This window comes from Mesorhizobium sp. f-mel, assembly GCF_053850215.1.
This window is the reverse complement of the sequence record NZ_JBSPTO010000015.1, coordinates 111,310-129,302: the sequence shown is the minus strand read 5'-3', so window position 1 is coordinate 129,302 and position 17,993 is coordinate 111,310. Positions and strand designations below refer to the sequence as shown.

Annotated in this window: 17 protein-coding genes; 12 read left to right on the top strand and 5 right to left on the bottom strand. The window is 62.3% G+C overall.

The window, feature by feature from the left end:
• The first annotated feature begins 175 nt into the window (after positions 1 to 175).
• From ACWUKX_RS19260 to ACWUKX_RS19250, 3 genes are all read left to right on the top strand, one after another.
• Positions 176 to 364 carry a hypothetical protein gene (locus ACWUKX_RS19260; RefSeq protein WP_456008439.1) on the top strand — a complete coding sequence of 63 codons (189 nt, stop codon included), beginning with the start codon at positions 176 to 178 and terminating at the stop codon, positions 362 to 364.
• 201 nt (positions 365 to 565) lie between these two features.
• The gene (ypfJ, locus tag ACWUKX_RS19255; protein ID WP_029350136.1) at positions 566 to 1,492 is read left to right on the top strand and encodes a KPN_02809 family neutral zinc metallopeptidase; all 927 of its coding nucleotides are present in this window, start codon (positions 566 to 568) and stop codon (positions 1,490 to 1,492) included.
• 165 nt (positions 1,493 to 1,657) lie between these two features.
• On the top strand, positions 1,658 to 2,935 hold the full coding sequence (locus ACWUKX_RS19250) for a TCR/Tet family MFS transporter (RefSeq protein ID WP_456008438.1): 1,278 nt from the start codon (positions 1,658 to 1,660) through the stop codon (positions 2,933 to 2,935).
• Between the two features lie 212 nt (positions 2,936 to 3,147).
• Here the strand turns inward: ACWUKX_RS19250 and carA are convergent, their stop codons facing one another.
• Positions 3,148 to 4,365, bottom strand: a complete 1,218-nt coding sequence (gene carA / locus ACWUKX_RS19245; protein WP_456008437.1) for a glutamine-hydrolyzing carbamoyl-phosphate synthase small subunit — start codon at positions 4,363 to 4,365, stop codon at positions 3,148 to 3,150.
• Positions 4,366 to 4,643: 278 nt separating this feature from the next.
• Here carA and ACWUKX_RS19240 point away from each other — a divergent pair, with 278 nt between their 5' ends.
• The gene (locus ACWUKX_RS19240) at positions 4,644 to 5,093 is read left to right on the top strand and encodes a GatB/YqeY domain-containing protein (protein WP_456008436.1); all 450 of its coding nucleotides are present in this window, start codon (positions 4,644 to 4,646) and stop codon (positions 5,091 to 5,093) included.
• Between the two features lie 77 nt (positions 5,094 to 5,170).
• On the opposite strand, the gene ACWUKX_RS19235 is transcribed toward ACWUKX_RS19240, so the two are convergent.
• Positions 5,171 to 5,629: a DUF1801 domain-containing protein gene (locus ACWUKX_RS19235; protein ID WP_456008435.1), complete on the bottom strand. Its 459-nt coding sequence runs from the start codon at positions 5,627 to 5,629 to the stop codon at positions 5,171 to 5,173.
• A 217-nt stretch (positions 5,630 to 5,846) separates the two neighbouring features.
• Here ACWUKX_RS19235 and ACWUKX_RS19230 point away from each other — a divergent pair, with 217 nt between their 5' ends.
• Positions 5,847 to 6,722 (top strand): arginase family protein, encoded by an 876-nt coding sequence (locus tag ACWUKX_RS19230; protein ID WP_456008434.1) that lies wholly within the window; start codon positions 5,847 to 5,849, stop codon positions 6,720 to 6,722.
• 12 nt (positions 6,723 to 6,734) lie between these two features.
• Here the strand turns inward: ACWUKX_RS19230 and ACWUKX_RS19225 are convergent, their stop codons facing one another.
• The 3 genes from ACWUKX_RS19225 to ACWUKX_RS19215 all read right to left on the bottom strand — a co-directional run bounded on the left by ACWUKX_RS19225 (position 6,735) and on the right by ACWUKX_RS19215 (position 10,430).
• Positions 6,735 to 7,244: a DUF1801 domain-containing protein gene (locus tag ACWUKX_RS19225; RefSeq protein ID WP_456008433.1), complete on the bottom strand. Its 510-nt coding sequence runs from the start codon at positions 7,242 to 7,244 to the stop codon at positions 6,735 to 6,737.
• 180 nt (positions 7,245 to 7,424) lie between these two features.
• On the bottom strand, positions 7,425 to 8,606 hold the full coding sequence (locus ACWUKX_RS19220; RefSeq protein ID WP_456008432.1) for an MFS transporter: 1,182 nt from the start codon (positions 8,604 to 8,606) through the stop codon (positions 7,425 to 7,427).
• A 159-nt stretch (positions 8,607 to 8,765) separates the two neighbouring features.
• Positions 8,766 to 10,430: a Na/Pi cotransporter family protein gene (locus ACWUKX_RS19215; protein ID WP_456008431.1), complete on the bottom strand. Its 1,665-nt coding sequence runs from the start codon at positions 10,428 to 10,430 to the stop codon at positions 8,766 to 8,768.
• A 391-nt stretch (positions 10,431 to 10,821) separates the two neighbouring features.
• On the opposite strand from ACWUKX_RS19215, the gene ACWUKX_RS19210 reads away from it, so the two are divergent.
• The 7 genes from ACWUKX_RS19210 to ACWUKX_RS19180 all read left to right on the top strand — a co-directional run bounded on the left by ACWUKX_RS19210 (position 10,822) and on the right by ACWUKX_RS19180 (position 17,993).
• Positions 10,822 to 11,190 (top strand): RcnB family protein, encoded by a 369-nt coding sequence (locus tag ACWUKX_RS19210; protein ID WP_456008430.1) that lies wholly within the window; start codon positions 10,822 to 10,824, stop codon positions 11,188 to 11,190.
• A gap of 154 nt (positions 11,191 to 11,344) precedes the next feature.
• A complete protein-coding gene (gene dnaG, locus ACWUKX_RS19205) occupies positions 11,345 to 13,318 on the top strand; it encodes a DNA primase (RefSeq protein WP_456008429.1) in 1,974 nt (657 codons plus the stop codon).
• A gap of 371 nt (positions 13,319 to 13,689) precedes the next feature.
• Positions 13,690 to 15,711, top strand: coding sequence for an RNA polymerase sigma factor RpoD (gene rpoD / locus ACWUKX_RS19200; RefSeq protein ID WP_127317691.1), 2,022 nt, complete (start codon positions 13,690 to 13,692; stop codon positions 15,709 to 15,711).
• A gap of 207 nt (positions 15,712 to 15,918) precedes the next feature.
• A complete protein-coding gene (locus tag ACWUKX_RS19195) occupies positions 15,919 to 16,212 on the top strand; it encodes a GYD domain-containing protein (RefSeq protein WP_065009207.1) in 294 nt (97 codons plus the stop codon).
• Positions 16,213 to 16,362: 150 nt separating this feature from the next.
• Positions 16,363 to 16,743 (top strand): thiol-disulfide oxidoreductase DCC family protein, encoded by a 381-nt coding sequence (locus ACWUKX_RS19190; protein ID WP_029350164.1) that lies wholly within the window; start codon positions 16,363 to 16,365, stop codon positions 16,741 to 16,743.
• 181 nt (positions 16,744 to 16,924) lie between these two features.
• Positions 16,925 to 17,593: a PadR family transcriptional regulator gene (locus ACWUKX_RS19185; protein ID WP_456008428.1), complete on the top strand. Its 669-nt coding sequence runs from the start codon at positions 16,925 to 16,927 to the stop codon at positions 17,591 to 17,593.
• Positions 17,594 to 17,699: 106 nt separating this feature from the next.
• On the top strand, positions 17,700 to 17,993 hold the full coding sequence (locus ACWUKX_RS19180; RefSeq protein WP_065009209.1) for an HlyU family transcriptional regulator: 294 nt from the start codon (positions 17,700 to 17,702) through the stop codon (positions 17,991 to 17,993).

Here is a 17,993-nt window from a genome sequence, read left to right as displayed (position 1 = left end):
ATTCCAGATCGCCTCTGGCTGACGCATCAGCGCCGAGACAGTTGAAGCGTTTCGCATGGCGATGAAGGCGACACGCTAAATCTACCGCCATTGCCGACAGTCCTGCCGGAACCGCCGCGTTGCCGCTGCGTTTGAGGTCGTGCCAAGCGATTGGCGCGAGACCGAGGAGGATACCATGGGCGTTGAACAGGCACCGACAGCGAGGGGCAAGCAAGCGGCCGGGGGATTGAACCAAGCTGCGGCGAAGGACGAACGCAAGACGGAAGCGGAAACCGGCCGCCCGCTCAAAAAGGGCGCGGTCCGCTTCGACGAGCGGTCGAAAAGCTCGGACGGCAAGAGCGCGGGTACCAAGCAGAAGATCTGAGCGTAACCGCTAAGTCCAAGACCAAAAAAGCCGTCGGCAGGGCTCTCAGCCGCGGGTGTCGTGCACCGACTGACCCCAGAGCCGGCGGCCCTTCATGCGAAAAATACTGTGACTTGGCGCAACCATTGAGATAATTGTTTGTTGGGTCGGATCGGGCCATGAGATCGGCCAAGTACCGATACGTCCATCGCGAGGAGTGCCATGCTCTGGAAGGGTCGTCGTCAAAGTGACAATGTCGAAGACCAACGCGGCCAGGGTGGCGGGTTCAACCTGCCGCGCGGCGGGCCCGGCCGGTTCCGCATCCCGGTCGGCGGCCGCTCCGGCGGCGGAATGTCGCTGTCGACCATCATCATTCTCGTAGTCCTCTATTTCGGGCTGAAGGCCTTCGGCATCGATCCGCTGCAGATCCTGGCCGGCGGCGGTGGCGGCTTAGCTCCTGGCGGCGGCGGTCAGATCACCGACAACAGCGGCGGCACCGGTGCGCCGGCCTCCGACGAGATGAAGCAGTTCGTCTCGACGGTGCTGGCCGAGACCGAGGACACCTGGACCGGCATTTTCCAGGCCGAGGGCCTGACCTATGAGGATCCGAAGCTGGTGCTGTTCAGCGGCCAGATACGCTCGGCCTGCGGCTCCGCCTCGTCTGCGGCCGGACCGTTCTACTGTCCCGGCGACCGCAAGGTCTATCTCGATACCACTTTCTTCCAGCAGCTCGACCAGCAATTCGGCGCCTCGGGCGATTTCGCCCAAGCCTATGTGATCGCGCATGAGGTCGGCCATCATGTGCAGAACCTCACCGGCATCCTGCCCAAGTTCAACCAGATGCGGCAGCAAATGGGCGAGGCCGAGGCCAACCACATGTCGGTGCAGGTCGAACTTCAGGCCGATTGCTTCGCCGGCGTCTGGGCGCATTTCACCGGGCAGAAAGGCATTCTGGAACAGGGCGACATGGAAGAGGCGCTGAACGCTGCCCAGCAGATCGGCGACGACACGCTGCAGAAGAGGATGCAGGGTTATGTCGTGCCGGAAAGCTTCAACCACGGCACCTCGCAGCAGCGGCAGACCTGGCTGGCGCGTGGCTACAGGAGCGGCAAGCTGTCGGACTGCGATACGTTCAACACTCCGATCTGAGGTGTTCGAACACTCCCGCTTAAGTTGCCACGCGCCGCGGCAGGGCACGTCAGCTGATGTCAGGATAGGACTGCCGAGTCCGTTCTCTTATTGTTCCGTAAGACAGGCTCGCCTATAACGAGCCCGCGCCTTTGCCCCAAGGCGGTCTGAGGAGCCGACGCCATCATGATAGACCCCAAAACCGCCAGGCGGGGCCTTGCGCTCGTTTTCACCACGCTGCTGCTCGATATCATCGGCTTCGGCATCATCATGCCGGTGCTGCCGGCCTATCTTAGGGAATTGACCGGCGTTGGCATCGGCGAGGCGGCGATCGAGGGGGGCTGGCTGTTCTTCGCCTATGCGGCGATGCAGTTCGTTTTCGCACCTGTCATCGGCGGGTTGAGCGACCGGTTCGGACGGCGGCCGATCCTGCTCGCATCCGTCTTCACCTTTGCCATCGATAATCTGATCTGCGCTGTCGCCTGGTCCTACCCGATGCTGTTTATCGGACGCGTGCTGGCCGGCATTTCCGGCGCCAGCTATTCAACGACTTCCGCTTTCATCGCCGACATCTCGACCGATGAGAACCGGGCGAAGAACTTCGGCCTGCTCGGTATCGCCTTCGGCGTCGGCTTCGTCATCGGACCGGTTCTGGGCGGGCTGCTCGGCACGTTCGGGCCACGGGTACCGTTCTATTTCGCCGCCGCGCTTGCTTTCCTGAATTTCCTGATCGCCCTGTTTCTGTTGCCCGAAACGCTTGATAACAAGCACCGCCGCCGCTTCGAGTGGAAACGCGCGAACCCGGTCGGGACGCTCATCCAGATGCGCAACTACCAAGGCATTGGCTGGATCGGGCTTGTCTTCTTCCTGATGACGCTTGGGCATATGGTGTATCCGGCGGTGTGGTCGTTCGTCTCCAATTACCGCTATGGCTGGAACGAACAGCAGATCGGTTTCTCGCTCGGCGCCTTCGGTCTGTGCGGGGCGATCGTCATGGCGACGGTCCTGCCGCGCGTGATCCCCAAACTTGGCGAGTGGAAGACGGCGGTACTCGGTCTTGCATTCACGGCACTCAGCGCCTTCGGCTACGCCTTCGCGTCGCAAGGCTGGATGATCTATGCGGTGATCGTCGTCGGCTGTCTGGAAGCCTTGGCCGATCCGCCGCTCAGAAGTCTCGCCGCCGCCAAGGTGCCGCCTTCGGCGCAGGGCGAACTCCAGGGGGCGATGACCTCGATCTTCTCGATCACGTCGATCATCACGCCGCTGCTTTATACGGCGATCTTTTCCTGGTTCACCGGTCCGGGCGCGCCCGTGGTGTTCGGCGGGGCCTCTTATCTGCTCGGCGCGGTTTTTCTCACGCTGGCGCTCATCGTCTTCGTCACGAAAGTGGCCAAGCCGACGCCGAAGGAAGTCAAACGCATGCATGCGCAAGAAGCGGTGACCGACGGGGTTGATCTTCGTTAAGAGCGAAAAAGCATGAAGGCGGCTCCATTTCCGCCGTCGCCGCCAGTCAATCCGTTTTAACGCAATTGCGGGCGCAAAGCCGATACTCACTTTTCGTGGAAAATGCTCCAATGCATGTCGCCCAAAGTGCGCCCAGCGGTTTTGGGCAACGACATGCACAAAAAACAGGAACTTAAAGAGCGTCGCAGGAATCCCTTCAGACGCGACGCGCTTTAGGCGCGCTCCGCCAGCGCCGGCTCGCCGCGCTTTTCGCGGATGAGATTGACGAAGCGGCGGAACAGATAGTGCGAATCCTGCGGGCCGGGTGAGGCTTCGGGATGATGCTGGACCGAGAAGACCGGTCTTCCTGTCAGCGTGATGCCGCAATTCGAGCCGTCGAACAGCGAGACATGGGTTTCTTCGACGCCGCGCGGCAACGAGTCGGCATCGACGGCAAAGCCGTGGTTCATCGAGACGATCTCGACCTTGCCGGTGGTGTGATCCTTGACCGGATGATTGGCGCCGTGATGGCCCTGATGCATTTTGGCGGTTTTGCCGCCCAGCGCCAGCGCCAGCATCTGGTGGCCGAGGCAGATGCCGAACACCGGGATGTCGGTCTTCAGCAGGTCCTGGATGACCGGAACGGCATAGTCGCCGGTGGCTTCCGGGTCGCCGGGACCGTTGGAGAGAAAGATGCCGTCGGGCCGCATGGCGAGGATCTCCTCGGCGCCGGTGCTGGCCGGCACCACCGTGACCTTGGCGCCAAGACCGGCAAGCAGGCGCAATATGTTGCGCTTGACGCCGTAGTCGATGGCGACGACATGCATGGACGGATCGGTCTGTTCGCCAAAGCCCTCGTCCCAGACCCAGGGCGTCTCGCGCCAGACCGAGGACTGGCCGGAGGTGACGTCCTTGGCCAGGTCAAGCCCGATCAGGCCGGACCAGGCGGCGGCGCGGCGCTTCAGATCGTCGATGTCGAAGATGCCGTCGGGCGCGTGCGCGATGACGGCGTTGGGCATGCCTTTTTCACGGATCAGCGCTGTCAGCGCGCGCGTGTCGATGCCCGAAAGCGCTACGATGCCACGCTTCTTCAGCCATTGGTCGAGACCAGCTGCGGCGCGATAGCTGGACGGATTGGTGACGTCGGCCTTGAACACGGCGCCGACGGCGCCGGCGCGCGCGACCGGGTTGAGATCCTCGATGTCCTCGTCATTGGTGCCGATATTGCCGATATGCGGAAAAGTGAAGGTGACGATCTGGCCAGCGTAGGACGGGTCGGTGAGGATTTCCTGATAGCCTGTCAGCGCGGTGTTGAAGCAGACTTCGGCGACGGCGGAGCCGGTGGCGCCAAGGCCGCGGCCCTCGATGACGGTGCCGTCGGCCAGCACCAGCAGGGCGGTCGGCTTTTCGGTCGCCCAAGGGGTGGTCAGCGGGGCAGTCATCGTTGCCATTGCGGCGCTCCTGTCAGGCTGCGCCCTTCAACTAGCCCGGCAGACCAGTTCGCGCAGCAAACGACACGCAGCAACGATTTCTCGAGCCTCCGCGCGTCAATCCATTGTCTCATGCAAGGCCCAGTACATAGGGGAAGCGGCCAGAGCGGTCAATGTTGCCACCGCCGAACGACAGCGAATTATTTCGCCCAGCAATATCAGTGATTTGCCGGTCACACTCAATTTGCCTTGGGCTTTCGGCACGGCTATTGTCCGCCGCATTCGAAGGAGAAAGCATCATGCGGGGCAAAATCGCCGAATCCCTGAAGAGTGCGATGAAGGCGCAGGACAAGCATCGGCTGCCGACCTTGCGGCTGATCCAGGCGGCCATTCACGATCGCGACATCGCCAATCGCGGCGCCGGCAAGGAGCCGGCCACCGATGACGAGATCCTGCAGATACTGGCCAAGATGGTGAAGCAGCGCGAGGAGTCGGCCAAGGCTTTCGACGACGGCAAACGGCCGGAGCTTGCCGCACAGGAGCGCGACGAGATGGCTATCATCCGCGATTTCCTGCCGACGCAACTGGGCCAGGCAGAGACCGAAACGGCGATCCGCGCCGCCATCGCCGAGACCGGCGCCAGCGGCGTCAAGGACATGGGCAAGGTGATGGCCGTGCTCAAGGAGAAATACGCCGGCCAGATGGATTTCTCCAAGGCGAGCGGCATCGTCAAGGGACGACTGCAGTAGGCTTTCCGCTGCAGCGAGCTCATAGGCATTGGAGGAGGCGACCGCGGGGAGCCAGCCTGCCCGGATGAGGATGATCCTTAAGCGCTCTTTGGTTTCTGAGAGCGGGATGTGCTAGCTCGCCCCGACATGTTCAGTGCCACGGCGGCGCGAATGAGCGCCTTCAATGCCTCTTCATCGATCTTGTCGCCCTCATGGATATCGATGGCGCGCCTGGTGCTGCCTTGGAGACTGGAGTTGAAGAGGCCTGAAGGGTCCTCCAACGAGGCGCCCTTGGCGAAGGTCATCTTCACGACATTCTTGTACGTCTCACCGGTGCAGATGATTCCGGCGTGCTCCCACACCGGAACCCCTCTCCACTTCCACTCCTCGACCACTTCGGGGTCGGCCTGCTTGATGAGGGTTCGGACCCGAGCGAGCATCTCACCCCGCCAATCCCTAAGCTCGTTGATTCTCGCATCTATCAACTGAGAGGGAGTGTCTGCTCCTTCTCCTTCCTTCGAGCCGCTCCTCTTCATGGCTGTTGTCGCTTTGGTCATGATACTGGGTCCAAATGGCTTTGTGCGCGTCGGGCGCCTCACGACGGGATCGATGCGGCGAGCCGTTTCCCGTTCCGGCGCGAACGCCTGGCCTATTAGGCTTCGTGCCAATGCCGGGCAACAAACTCTCAACATCGAGGAGGAACCTTCGTCCCTCCAGACCCGTTTTGCAACGAGGATCATACGAAATTGGAGCCTCGATTTGTCGGCGCGTTTGTTGAACATTATCGGCGCCGCCACCAGCGCCGGCGCCTATTCGCCGGGGCAGGAACAAGCGCCCGCGGCCTTTCGGCGACATGGGCTCGCAGAGGCGCTCGCGAGCCGAGGCAGAACCATCAGGGATGATGGCGATGTTGCATCGTTCCGATGGCGACCGGATCCCTCGCAGCCGCAGGCTATGAACCTAGAGGCCGTGCGCCACGCCTGTGACTTGGTCGCAAGCCACGTGGCGACGGCGATCGCAGCGCAGGAGGACGTGCTTGTTTTAGGGGGCGATTGTACTGTGGAGCTGGGAACGGTCGCCGGAGCAAACGCGGCCGGCGCGCGGATTGGACTCGTCTACATAGACTTCGACGCCGATCTCAACACACCCGACACGAGCGACGGCGCCTTGGACTGGACTGGTGTCGCTCATTTGCTCAATATTCCCGGATGCGAACCTTCGCTTGCCAGGCTCGGCCCAATCCGTCCGATGCTCGTGCCTCAGCAACTCCTCTATTTCGGCGTCGAGAACATCACTCTGCCCGAAGCTGCGGCAATCAGAGATAACGCGATTAAGGTTATATCGCGTGAGGAAGCTTTGAGTGATATCGAGGCGGCGACGGCGCGCGCGGCCGACTGGGCAGCCCGCTTTGACTGTGTGCTTATTCACTTCGATGTCGATGCACTCTCCTTTGTCGATTTTCCGATTGCTGAGAATGTGCGCCGTTGCGACGGTCTCAAACTGGAGGACGCCGCCTTCGCGCTAAAGCAGTTGACCGCCCTGCCGCAATGGCGCGGCCTGACCATCACAGAAGTTAATCCGGCCCATGCGCCAGACGAGTCCGCCGCGTTCGCCCGCTTGAATGAGGTGCTTGCAGACGTCCTTGGGTAATTCGCGCGCATCTCACATTCGTTCGCCGGGCAATTGGCTGGCTTGTTTCACCCAAGCGGCAAATTGAGCTTCGTCGAGCTGGTCCTCATAAACGTCGAGATAGCGCACTTCCTTGTGCTTGGACTTGCCGGGAGGAAGAGGACGCAGTGACGTGCCTCGGAAGAAGGTCACTTTGACATAGCGGGTGAAGACATGGAACGACAGGAACCAGCCCTGGCCTTCGATGCCGTAAAATGGCGAGTTCCATTTGACTGCCTTGTGCACGCCGGGGACGGTGCGCACGATGATCGCGTCGAGACGGCGCCCGACGCCGCTTTTCCAGCCCGGCATGGCCGCGATGTAGGCCTGCACGGGAGCGTCGCCTTCAGCCTTCGCGATCTGGGGGTTGCCGCCTGCGAGGAGTGCCGGTTTAGCGGCCTTGCCGGGCTGCGGCTCCGGCGTCGCCTTGCGCGGTTTGGTCGGTTTCGCAGCGACCCGCTCGGCGGCGGCCTTCGCCGACTTCTCGGATGTGTGGTCGGCCATTGTGTTCACTCCAAGTGGTAATCGATGATACTTGATTTTAGAAAGCCGCCCCTGAAGATCAATTTCGGAATCCTATTGATCTCCGCCAAACCCACGAGCGCACAGGAAGAGGCTTTCTCTCCAAAAGGCGGACGTCCCGGAAAGCCTGCGCTACCGGATCGATTTGTAGAGTGTGCCTCTCTATTCGGCTGCGGCCGGCAGCGGCGGCGTGGTGTTGCGGCGCCACTCCTGAAGATACGAGGCAAGCGCGACCGCCACGGCGACCAGCATGGCCATGGCGCCAACCACCGGCAGGCTGCGATAGCCATACCCGGCATTGAGCATAGCGGCACCGAGCGAGGCGGCCAGCGCGATGCCGACATTGAAGCCGGCCGGGATGAGCGATGAGGCGAGATTGGAGGCATCCGCCGTCCAGGTCAGGATACGGGTCTGGATCGGCGTGCCGATGGCGAAGCTGAGTCCGCCCCAGACAGTGATCGCCACGACCATCGGCACCGGGTTCGGGCTGACGGCGTAAATGACGGCAAGTGTCACCGCCTGCATGAAAAGCATTGTGATGAGCGAGGGCATCAGTTTCCAGTCGGCGAGCCGCCCGCCAAGAAAGACGCCGATCGTCGCGCCGACACCGTTGAGCAGGAGCACCCAGGGCACGAGGTCCTCATCGAGGCCGGTGATTTCAAGCAGCGTCGGCGTGATGTAGGTGAAGAGGCCGAACTGACCGATCATCAGCATCAGCATGAGGATCAGCGACGTCCAGACCTGCTGGCGTGCGAGCACGCGAACCTCGCTGCCGAAACTGACGGACTGGCGCGACGATCCCGTCTTGCGTGGGAGGAGGGCGGCCATGGCGGCGATGGAAACCACACCAAGCGCGCACATCACCCAGAACGTCGCACGCCACCCCCAGATGTTGCCGATCGCCGTGCCGGCCGGCACGCCGATGACATTGGAGACCGTGAGGCCCGACAGGATGAGCGCAACGGCCATTCCGCGCTGGTCGTGGCGGACCAGGCCGACCGCGACCACCATCGCGACTCCGAAATAGGCGCCGTGCGCCACGGCCACCGCAATCCGCAACAGCAACATGGACGCGAAGTCGGGTGCAAGTGCGCAAGCGGCCTGGCCAATGGTGAAGGCTGCGGCAAGGCCAAGCAGCAAGGCCTTGCGCGAAATCGTCTTGGTGGCGAGCGTCAATAGCGGTCCGCCGATTGCGATGCCGCCGGCGTAGCCGGAGACGAGGTAGCCGGCAGTTGGGATGGAGGCGCCAAGGCCATCCGCCACCTGCGGCAGCACACCGGCGATGACGAACTCGGTGGTGCCGAATGCGAACGCAGCGATGAACAGGGCGATGAGGGGAAGCATGGCGCGGGAAGGCGATCCTTGAATGAGATGGCCTCAAATCACGAACGAGAGCGGCGAGCAATCCAGAAATTGTCGACGCCGGTTTAGGGTTTCTTGATCGGGCTGGCGCGACGGTTTTTCCTTCTCCCTTTGTTGTGGGAGAAGGACAAGGCTCCGGGATCACCCGGCCTTCAACCGCGAGCCGGTGAGCAGGCCGCGCTCCTCGAGCACGGGATAAGCCATCGAGGCGAGCAGCGAGTTGATCTGCTTCAGGTCGCGGATGGTGTCGAGATGGATGGAACTGGTCTCGACGCTCTTGGCGGTGCCGTCGCGCAGCCGCACGAAGTGGCTGGCGCTGGTCTCCTTCTCGCGGTCGCGCAGCCGGTCCTTTTCGAGCACCAGCTGGCGGGCGGTCTCCGGATCGCGCGAGACGAGCACGTTGAAGGCAAGCCGTGCGTTGGCGAGCACCGAGGCGTGGAAGGCGCAAAGCTCACGCCAGCCCTCGGGCGTGAACTCCAGCCCGCGCTCGAGCTTCTTCCTGACATGCACCAGCATGTTGCGCACGATGATGTCGCCGACCTGTTCGAGCTTGACGCAGGCGCCGATCAACTCATGGCAGCGCAGCGCCTCGTCCTCGTTCAGCGGGTTCTTGGTGACCTTGGCCAAATAGAGCTTTATCGCTGCGTGCTTCTTGTCGACGCGGTCGTCGAGCGCGGCCAGCGCCTTGATCTTGTCGGCGTCCGCACTCTCATATAGCTCGATGATGCGCTTCAGCATGATCTCGACCGTCTCGCAGACCCGCACCACCTCACGGGTGGCGTTGGCCAGCGCCTGGCTTGGCACATCCAGCGCGCTGTCGTTGAGCGCGGACAGCTCGACGACGTCGAGCGCTTCGGCCGGCGCCGGTTTGGTGCCGAGCGCCACGATCTTTTCCGAAGCGCGGTAGACGAGGCCGGCCAGCGGCAGGCCGGCAACCAGGATCAGGACGTTGAACAGGATATGCGCGTTGACGATCTGGTCGGGCACGGTGACGCCGAGAAAGGCGACCGGCGGCTTCAACCACAGGAACAGGATCAGCATGGCCAGAGAGCCCATGCCGCGCATCAGGAGATTGCCGATCGGTACGACACGCACGCCCGGCTCCGCATTGCGGGTGAGCAGCGGCGCGATGATCGACGAGCCGAGATTGACACCGAGCACCAACACGATGCCGAGTTCGGGTGGAATGAAGCCGCGACCGGCGAGCGTGACCATGAGCAGGACCGCGGCGATCGAGGAATGAAACAGCCAGGTGACCAGCGCCGCCAGCAGATAGGCGGTGACCGGGTCGCCGGAGAAGTAATCGACGACGACCGGCATCAGCGTGCTCTGGCGCAGCGGCTCCGATGCCTGGCCGATCATCTCAAGCGACAATACCAGCAGGCCGATGCCGACCAGGATGCGGCCGAACTGGCGCCAGTCGCGCCGCTCGGTGGCCATGAACATGACGGTGCCGGCGACAAGGCAGACCGGCACCAGCAGCGACAGGTCGAAGGTGAGCAACTTGACCACCAGTGCCGAGCCGATCTCGGCGCCGCGCACGGCAAGCTGGCCCGATATGCCGCTGACGATGCCGGCGCCGGCGAAGGAGCCGACCAGCAAGGTGACGGCGGTGGAGCTTTGCAGCGCGATCGCCAGGCCGCAGCCGGCCAGAACCGCCATGAAAGGATTGCGCATGGTCGCGCGCAGCTTGTGGCGCAGCACATCGCCATAGGCGCGCTCGACACCTGTCTTCACCAAGCGGGTGGCAAACAGCATCAGCGCCACCGCGCCGGCAAGATGCAGCAAAACGACCGAACCGCTCATGTCAGGCTCGCATTCCGACAGGCGACAGCGATACGGGCGCCGTGACGGCACAGAAGTAAAAGAGGGGGCGAATCAAGGACATTGCAAGGGTCGATACTACTCCGATTACTTTTAGCCGGATAATAAATTTTGCCCAATTCGGCCGGCTGTTGGTGCGCGACAGGGTGTGTCGGAAATGGATGGATCGCAAAATGGTTGCATTGCCGGCCGGCTTGTGGATGGTCGCGCGGTCGAGTGCCGACGACCCCTTCAAATCCGGTTTGAGCTGAGTGTTGAATTAGCTATCTTAAATACATGAAATCATTACAAAAACTTAATCCGCGTGTTCAGTTTCGGTTCATTCTTCGGGCTCTATTGCTTGGGCATCGGCAACCAAAGGAGTACCCCCGTGATGAAACGCATCATTCTTTCCGCAGTCGCCCTCTCTATGCTGGCTGCCACGTCCCTGCAGGGCCAGGCAGCGCCGCTGAACGCGCCGAATGCACCCCAGTCGAACTACAGCCAGGTCGACTGGAAGAAGCCGGACAGGCACGTGAAGAAGCGCGTCGTGGTGAAGAAGAAGAAAGTCGTCGTGAAGAGGAACCATTGGCGCAATGGCCAGAAATATTCCAGCTGGAAGCGCCACCAGCCGATCCGCGACTATCGCCACTATGGCCTGCGTCGCCCGAGCCGTGGCCAGGAATGGATCCGCGTCGGCAACGACTATCTCTTGGTCGGCGTCGTCTCCGGCATCATCTTCGGCGCGATCGCCGCGCACTGATCGTCCAAATGTCCACCGGCACTATGCCGAAATAGGAAGAAGGCGGCCCGCAGCGGCCGTCTTCTTTTGCCCTGTGAAAACCGGGTATGGTCCGCATTAGGAGTCGTCGGGTTTCGCCGGTGTGATTATATGGAGGACAAACGAGCCGTTCCCAATGCGCTTTCCACCTGCCTTCCTCGACGAGATACGCGACCGCGTGCCGATTTCATCGGTGATCGGCCAGCGCGTGGCGTGGGATAGGAAGAAGACCAACGCGCCGCGCGGCGACTATTGGGCGTGCTGCCCCTTCCATGGGGAGAAGAGCCCGTCCTTCCATTGCGAGGACAAGAAGGGCCGCTATCATTGCTTCGGCTGCTCGGTTTCGGGCGACCACTTCAAGTTCCTCACCGAACTCGACGGGATGAGCTTTCCTGAAGCGGTCGAGAAGATCGCCGATATGGCCGGCGTGCCGATGCCGGTTCGCGACGCCCTAGAGGAACGGCGCGAAAAGGAACGCGCCAGCCTGACCGAAATCATGGAAATGGCGACTGCCTTCTTCCAGGAGCGGCTGCAGGGACCGGAAGGCGCAAAAGCCCGCGCCTATCTGCGCGACCGCGGGCTGACACCGGCAACGCAGCAGTCGTTCCAGCTCGGCTATGCGCCCGACAGCCGCAACGCGCTGAAGGAGCACCTTGCCGCCAAGGGCGTGCCCAAGGCCGATATCGAGGCATGCGGGCTGGTGCGCCATGGCGACGACGTCCCGGTCTCCTACGACTGGTTCCGCGACCGCATCATGTTCCCGATCCCGGATTCCAGAGGCAAGATAATCGCCTTTGGCGGGCGGGCGCTGGCCGCCGATGCGCTCGCCAAATACATGAATTCGCCCGACACCGAGCTCTTCCACAAGGGCAATGTGCTCTACAATTTCGCCCGTGCGCGCCAAGCGCTGGGAAAGGGGGCGCTGGCCAAGGGCGGCACGGTCATCGCCGTCGAGGGCTATATGGACGTGATCGCGCTGGCGCAGGCCGGTTTCGAGAATGTCGTGGCGCCGCTCGGCACCGCGCTGACCGAAAATCAGCTCGAACTCCTGTGGCGGATGGCCGGCGAGCCGGTGCTGTGCTTCGACGGCGACCAGGCCGGACTGAAGGCGGCATGGCGCGCCGCCGACATGGCGCTGCCGGCGGTTCAGGCAGGCCGCTCGGTGCGCTTTGCGCTTCTGCCAGAAGGCAAGGACCCCGACGATCTGGTCAAGGCCGACGGGCCGGACGCGTTTCGCGCAGTGCTTTCCGAAGCGCGGCCGCTCGCCGACCTTTTGTGGGTGCGAGAAACGGCCGGCGGCGTCTTCGACACGCCGGAGCGGCGGGCGGAACTGGAAAAGACGCTGCGCGAACTGACCAGCCGCATCCGTGACGAGAGCTTGCGCTACCACTACCAACAGGAAATGCGCGAGCGGGTGCTGAGCTTTTTCGGCACCCAGCGCGGCGCGCGCCAAGCCTATCAAGGCGGGCGTCAAGACGGGCGGCCTGGCGAGCGCTTTCAGGGCAAGGGCTCTCCTGGCGGACAGTTCGCACGCGGCGGCAACGCCGGTGGACGCACCGCGATCACCGAAAGCCTCGGGCGCTCGGCGCTTGTCAAGCGCGGCAGTGAGGGGATGTCGGTGCGCGAGGCGACGATCATAGCAGCTCTTGTCAATCATCCGGCGCTGATCGACGAAAATTTCGAACATGTCGAGTTCCTCGACCTCGCCAATACCGATCTGAAGCGGCTGCATGCGGCGATCCTCGATGCGATGGCGCATGACATGGCCAACGACCGCGACGCGGTGATCGCGACGATCGAACGGGCCGGCTGCGGCGAGATCTGGGCGCGCGTGGTGGCGCTGATCAAACGGGCTCGCCAGTGGCCGGCGCTGGAAACAGCCGGACTTGACGATGCCCGCGACGCCTTCAGCCAGGCGCTCCACTTGCAGCGCAGCGCGCGCACCTTACATAAGGAGCTGAAACAGGCGGAAGCGGCGCTCGCCAGCGATCCTACTAACGAAAACTACCGGCATCTCGTCGAGATCCAGGCGCAATTTCGTGATGTGCAAGCAACGGAAGCGCTGATCGAAGGGTTCGGCGTGTCTTCGGGCAGGGCCGGGCGGGTGTAGGTCGAAGCTTACGAAAGAGTGAAAGTGCAGAACCGTGCTTGCGCGTCGAATCAGCCACGGCGCTTTAAGTCGGGTAATTGATTCGCTTTTTTCATGCGAATCATGCGAGAGGCGCTTGACCTTCTGGCAGAATGACGGAATCAGGACGATTCGAAACGTTAACCCGTGCCGGCGTCGACGGGAAATGCAGCGATGTGAGGTACCGGTCACTGGACAGGCGGTCAGCCTGCCACAGATACCAGGGTTAATCTGGACTTAACGAGAGATGCAGGTACTGGCCCGGGGAAGCGCGTTCTAGAGCGAACGCATCTGATTTAACCGGTACGGCAGCTTACGCGGCTTGATACTTGGCCGCTTGGAGAAAATAAAGAATGGCGACAAAAGAAAAGGAAGAGGTCGAGACCGAACGTGAAGGCGCCACCGATGGCCCTCTGCTCGACCTTTCCGACGATGCTGTCAAGAAGATGATCAAAGCCGCCAAGAAGCGCGGCTATGTCACCATGGACGAACTGAATTCGGTGCTGCCCTCCGAGGAAGTGACCTCCGAGCAGATCGAGGACACGATGGCCATGCTCTCCGACATGGGCATCAACGTGGTCGAGGACGACGAGCAGGGCGAGGAGCCCGAAGCCGCCGACGCGGCTGCCGACGCCGAGGAAGACGCCAACGAGCTCGCCGAGCAGACCGGTACCGCCGTTGCCGCGACGACCACCAAGAAAGAGCCGACCGATCGCACCGACGATCCGGTTCGCATGTATCTGCGCGAAATGGGCTCGGTCGAGCTTCTGTCGCGCGAGGGCGAAATCGCAATCGCCAAGCGCATCGAGGCCGGCCGCGAGACGATGATCGCTGGCCTGTGCGAAAGCCCGCTGACCTTCCAGGCCATCATCATCTGGCGTGACGAGCTCAACGAATCGAAGATCCTGCTGCGCGAGATCATCGACCTCGAAGCGACCTATGCCGGACCGGAGGCCAAGCAGGCGCCGGTGGTCGAGCGGATCGAGGAAGCCAAGACCGAGGAAAAGCCGCGCCGTTCGCGCGAGGACGAGGACGACATCACCAATGTCGGCGGCGACACGCGCGGTCTGACTGATGACGATGAGGAAGACGAGGACGAAGCGAGCCTGTCGCTGGCGGCGATGGAAGCGGAACTGCGCCCGCAGGTGATGGAGACGCTCGACGTCATCGCCGACACTTACAAGAAGTTGCGCAAACTGCAGGACCAGCAGGTCGAGAACCGGCTGGCCGCCGCCGGCACGCTGTCGCCAAGCCAGGACCGCCGGCTGAAGGAGCTGAAGGACCAACTCATCAAGGCGGTGAAGTCGCTGTCCTTGAACACGGCGCGCATCGAGGCATTGGTCGAGCAGCTCTACGACATCAACAAGCGCCTGGTGCAGAACGAGGGCAAGCTGTTGCGGCTGGCCGAAAGCTATGGCGTGCGCCGCGAGGAATTCCTGAAGGAATACCAGGGCTCGGAACTCGATCCCAACTGGACGCGCTCGATCGGCAATCTGACCTCGCGCGGCTGGAAGGAATTCACCAAGAACGAAAAGGACGCGATCCGCGACCTGCGCGCCGAGATCCAGAACCTCGCCACCGAGACGGCGATCTCGATTCTCGAATTCCGCAGGATCGTCAACCAGGTGCAGAAGGGCGAGCGCGAAGCCGCGATCGCCAAGAAGGAAATGGTCGAGGCCAATCTGCGCCTCGTCATTTCCATCGCCAAGAAATACACCAATCGCGGCCTGCAGTTCCTCGATCTGATCCAGGAAGGCAATATCGGCTTGATGAAGGCGGTCGACAAATTCGAATACCGTCGCGGCTATAAGTTCTCGACCTATGCGACGTGGTGGATCCGGCAAGCGATCACCCGCTCGATCGCCGACCAGGCGCGCACCATCCGCATTCCGGTGCACATGATTGAGACGATCAACAAGATCGTACGCACCTCGCGCCAGATGCTGCACGAGATCGGCCGCGAGCCGACGCCGGAAGAATTGGCGGAAAAGCTCGCCATGCCGCTGGAAAAAGTGCGCAAGGTGCTGAAGATTGCCAAGGAGCCGATTTCGCTCGAAACGCCGGTTGGCGACGAGGAGGATTCGCATCTCGGCGATTTCATCGAGGACAAGATGGCGATCCTGCCGATCGACGCGGCGATCCAGGCCAACCTGCGCGAGACGACGACGCGGGTGCTTGCTTCGCTCACCCCGCGTGAAGAGCGCGTGCTCAGAATGCGCTTCGGCATCGGCATGAACACCGACCACACGCTGGAGGAAGTCGGTCAGCAGTTCTCGGTCACCCGCGAACGCATCCGCCAGATCGAAGCCAAGGCGTTGCGCAAGCTCAAGCATCCCAGCCGCTCGCGCAAGCTGCGGAGCTTCCTCGATAGCTAATGCCGGGTGACGGATAAGCAATTTAAAGGGCGCTGCGGCGCCCTTTTTCGTTCGTGCCAGGAATTGTCTCGCCAGTCGGTGCGGTTGTTGTTGCAGCACACCTGCTGTGGGAGGATAATCTCGTGTCGGATGCATTTTCTGGGCGACAAACCCGGATGCCCGCCCCGGCAGTGACGCCGTGCTCCGAGGCCCCGGAGGGAGGTGTGCATGACAAACTATATCGTGCTGATCAACTGGACAGAGCAGGGCGCCAAAAATGTGCGCGAGTCGCCGAAGCGGCTCGATGCCGCCAAGAAGCTGCTGGGAGACATGGGTGGCTCGTTCAAGGCGTTTTATCTCACCATGGGCGAATGCGATATGGTGGCGATCGTCGAAGCGCCCGACGATGCGGTGCTCGCTCGTTTCTCGCTGATGCTGGCGACAGGCGGTAACGTGAGGACGCGGACGCTCAAGGCTTTCCCGGAATTGGCCTATCGCGAGATCATCGCCTCGCTCGGCTGAGGCGTTGCGCGGCTACAGATCCGCGCAAGCTGCCGAGCCCGGCACGGTCAGGCGCCGCTTGGCGGCGCCCGGCCAGTCTGGTCCGAAATGTTGCGGGGCGAAGGTACTTCCCGGACTCCGCGCAGCACCTCAGCTCGCGTCTCTAAACACATGCCCAAGCCTCTGCTGACCATCTGGTACAACACCCGCTGTCCGGTTTGCGATGCCGGCATCAGCCGGCAGAAGCGGCGGCTGATCGAGGCGATCAAGACCGGGCGGATCGCGTTTCGCGACATCAATGCCGAACCGGCGGCACTGGCCGGATACGGCGTGTCGCTGGAGGACATCCGCCGCCGGCTGCACGCAACCGATGCGGATGGCAAACTGCTGGTCGGCGCCGACGTCGTAATTGCCGTCTGGCTGAAAACACCGGGCGAGGGCTGGCTGGCAGCGCTGTTCGGCAACCGCACCGTGCTGCCGTTGACGCGCTATGCCTATGATCGCTTCGCCGATCTTCTCTATGCCTGGAACCGGCGAAAGGGCCGCTGGTAAGCGGCAGAGACAACCGCCCCGGGCCTTTTGGGACTCCGGAGAGGTTCAGCCACTGCCTTAGCCGCAAACGCGCTCTTTCAATCCCGTGCGCAATTACCTTACATCGTAAGATATATCTTGACTTAATCACCTCGCCTGCCTAATTAAGATATATCGTAAGACATAACTCAAGGAGCAGACGATGCACGGACATCATCATTTCGGCGAGCATGCCGAGCGCGTTTTCATGCATATGGCCGGCAAATTTGGCGGTCGTGGCGGCGGCTTCGGCCCATTCGGCCACGGCATGAGGGGCGGCGGGCGCGGCGGGCCGGGCGACATGTTCCGCGCCGGGCGTATGCTGGCCGACGGCGATCTCAAGCTGATCACGCTGTCGCTGTTGGCCGAGGCGCCGCGCCACGGCTACGACATCATCAAGGCGCTGGAGGAGCGCACCAGCGGCGTCTACAGCCCGAGCCCAGGCGTGGTCTATCCGACGCTGACCTTCCTGGAAGAGGCCGGCTATGCCGTCTCGTCGGCGGAAGGCAACAAAAAGGTGTTTTCGATTACCGAGGCAGGCCAGACGCATCTCAATGACAATCGCGAGATGATCGACCATGTGCTCGACCATCTCGAGCGTTTCGGCCGCAAGATGGCAAAGGCGCGCGACTGGTTCGGCTGGAACGAGGACGAGGATGGCGGACGTCGCGGCCGCGGCCGTTCGGAAAAGCGCAACGAATTCCGCGCCGTGCGCCAGCGGCTGCGCGCAGCCCTCGGCGACATCGTCGACGCGCCCGCTGAAAAACAGGCCGAGGCAATCGCAATATTGAAAGGGGCGGCCGAAGCCCTCGAAGCGCTGTCGCGCGATTGACGTCCGGGCCGGATGCGGCCCTTGCCCGTTTGCCTAAGGACCGCTAGTGAAATCATCCTGCACCACGCTATGTGATGCAGGATGATTGCCGTTGGAGGGCGCTCCCATGTCTTTTCTGAAACGTCTTTTCGGCGGTGGCGGCGGTGACGCGGGCGAACCAAAGAGTGCTGCACCGGCAAAGCAGATCGAGCACAAGGGATTTTTGATCAGCGCCACGCCCTACAAGGCGGAAGGCCAATACCAGACCTGCGGCGTAGTTTCTAAGGAGATCGACGGCGTGATGAAGGAGCACAAATTCATCCGCGCCGACCGTTTTGCCGGGCTCGACGACGCCGTCGACATCTCGATCAAGAAGGGCATCCAACTCGTCGACGAGCAGGGCGAGAAGATGTTCGGGTAG

What these genes read in the sequence shown, in the direction of transcription:
- rpoD (WP_127317691.1), top strand. Translation starts at nt 13,690, where the DNA reads ATGGCGACAAAAGAAAAGGAAGAGGTCGAGACCGAACGTGAAGGCGCC.
- ypfJ (WP_029350136.1), top strand. Translation starts at nt 566, where the DNA reads ATGCTCTGGAAGGGTCGTCGTCAAAGTGACAATGTCGAAGACCAACGC.
- ACWUKX_RS19215 (WP_456008431.1), bottom strand. Translation starts at nt 10,430, where the DNA reads ATGAGCGGTTCGGTCGTTTTGCTGCATCTTGCCGGCGCGGTGGCGCTG.
- ACWUKX_RS19225 (WP_456008433.1), bottom strand. Translation starts at nt 7,244, where the DNA reads ATGGCCGACCACACATCCGAGAAGTCGGCGAAGGCCGCCGCCGAGCGG.
- ACWUKX_RS19235 (WP_456008435.1), bottom strand. Translation starts at nt 5,629, where the DNA reads ATGACCAAAGCGACAACAGCCATGAAGAGGAGCGGCTCGAAGGAAGGA.
- carA (WP_456008437.1), bottom strand. Translation starts at nt 4,365, where the DNA reads ATGGCAACGATGACTGCCCCGCTGACCACCCCTTGGGCGACCGAAAAG.
- ACWUKX_RS19210 (WP_456008430.1), top strand. Translation starts at nt 10,822, where the DNA reads ATGAAACGCATCATTCTTTCCGCAGTCGCCCTCTCTATGCTGGCTGCC.
- ACWUKX_RS19220 (WP_456008432.1), bottom strand. Translation starts at nt 8,606, where the DNA reads ATGCTTCCCCTCATCGCCCTGTTCATCGCTGCGTTCGCATTCGGCACC.
- ACWUKX_RS19195 (WP_065009207.1), top strand. Translation starts at nt 15,919, where the DNA reads ATGACAAACTATATCGTGCTGATCAACTGGACAGAGCAGGGCGCCAAA.
- ACWUKX_RS19260 (WP_456008439.1), top strand. Translation starts at nt 176, where the DNA reads ATGGGCGTTGAACAGGCACCGACAGCGAGGGGCAAGCAAGCGGCCGGG.
- ACWUKX_RS19240 (WP_456008436.1), top strand. Translation starts at nt 4,644, where the DNA reads ATGCGGGGCAAAATCGCCGAATCCCTGAAGAGTGCGATGAAGGCGCAG.
- ACWUKX_RS19180 (WP_065009209.1), top strand. Translation starts at nt 17,700, where the DNA reads ATGTCTTTTCTGAAACGTCTTTTCGGCGGTGGCGGCGGTGACGCGGGC.
- ACWUKX_RS19250 (WP_456008438.1), top strand. Translation starts at nt 1,658, where the DNA reads ATGATAGACCCCAAAACCGCCAGGCGGGGCCTTGCGCTCGTTTTCACC.
- dnaG (WP_456008429.1), top strand. Translation starts at nt 11,345, where the DNA reads ATGCGCTTTCCACCTGCCTTCCTCGACGAGATACGCGACCGCGTGCCG.
- ACWUKX_RS19190 (WP_029350164.1), top strand. Translation starts at nt 16,363, where the DNA reads ATGCCCAAGCCTCTGCTGACCATCTGGTACAACACCCGCTGTCCGGTT.
- ACWUKX_RS19185 (WP_456008428.1), top strand. Translation starts at nt 16,925, where the DNA reads ATGCACGGACATCATCATTTCGGCGAGCATGCCGAGCGCGTTTTCATG.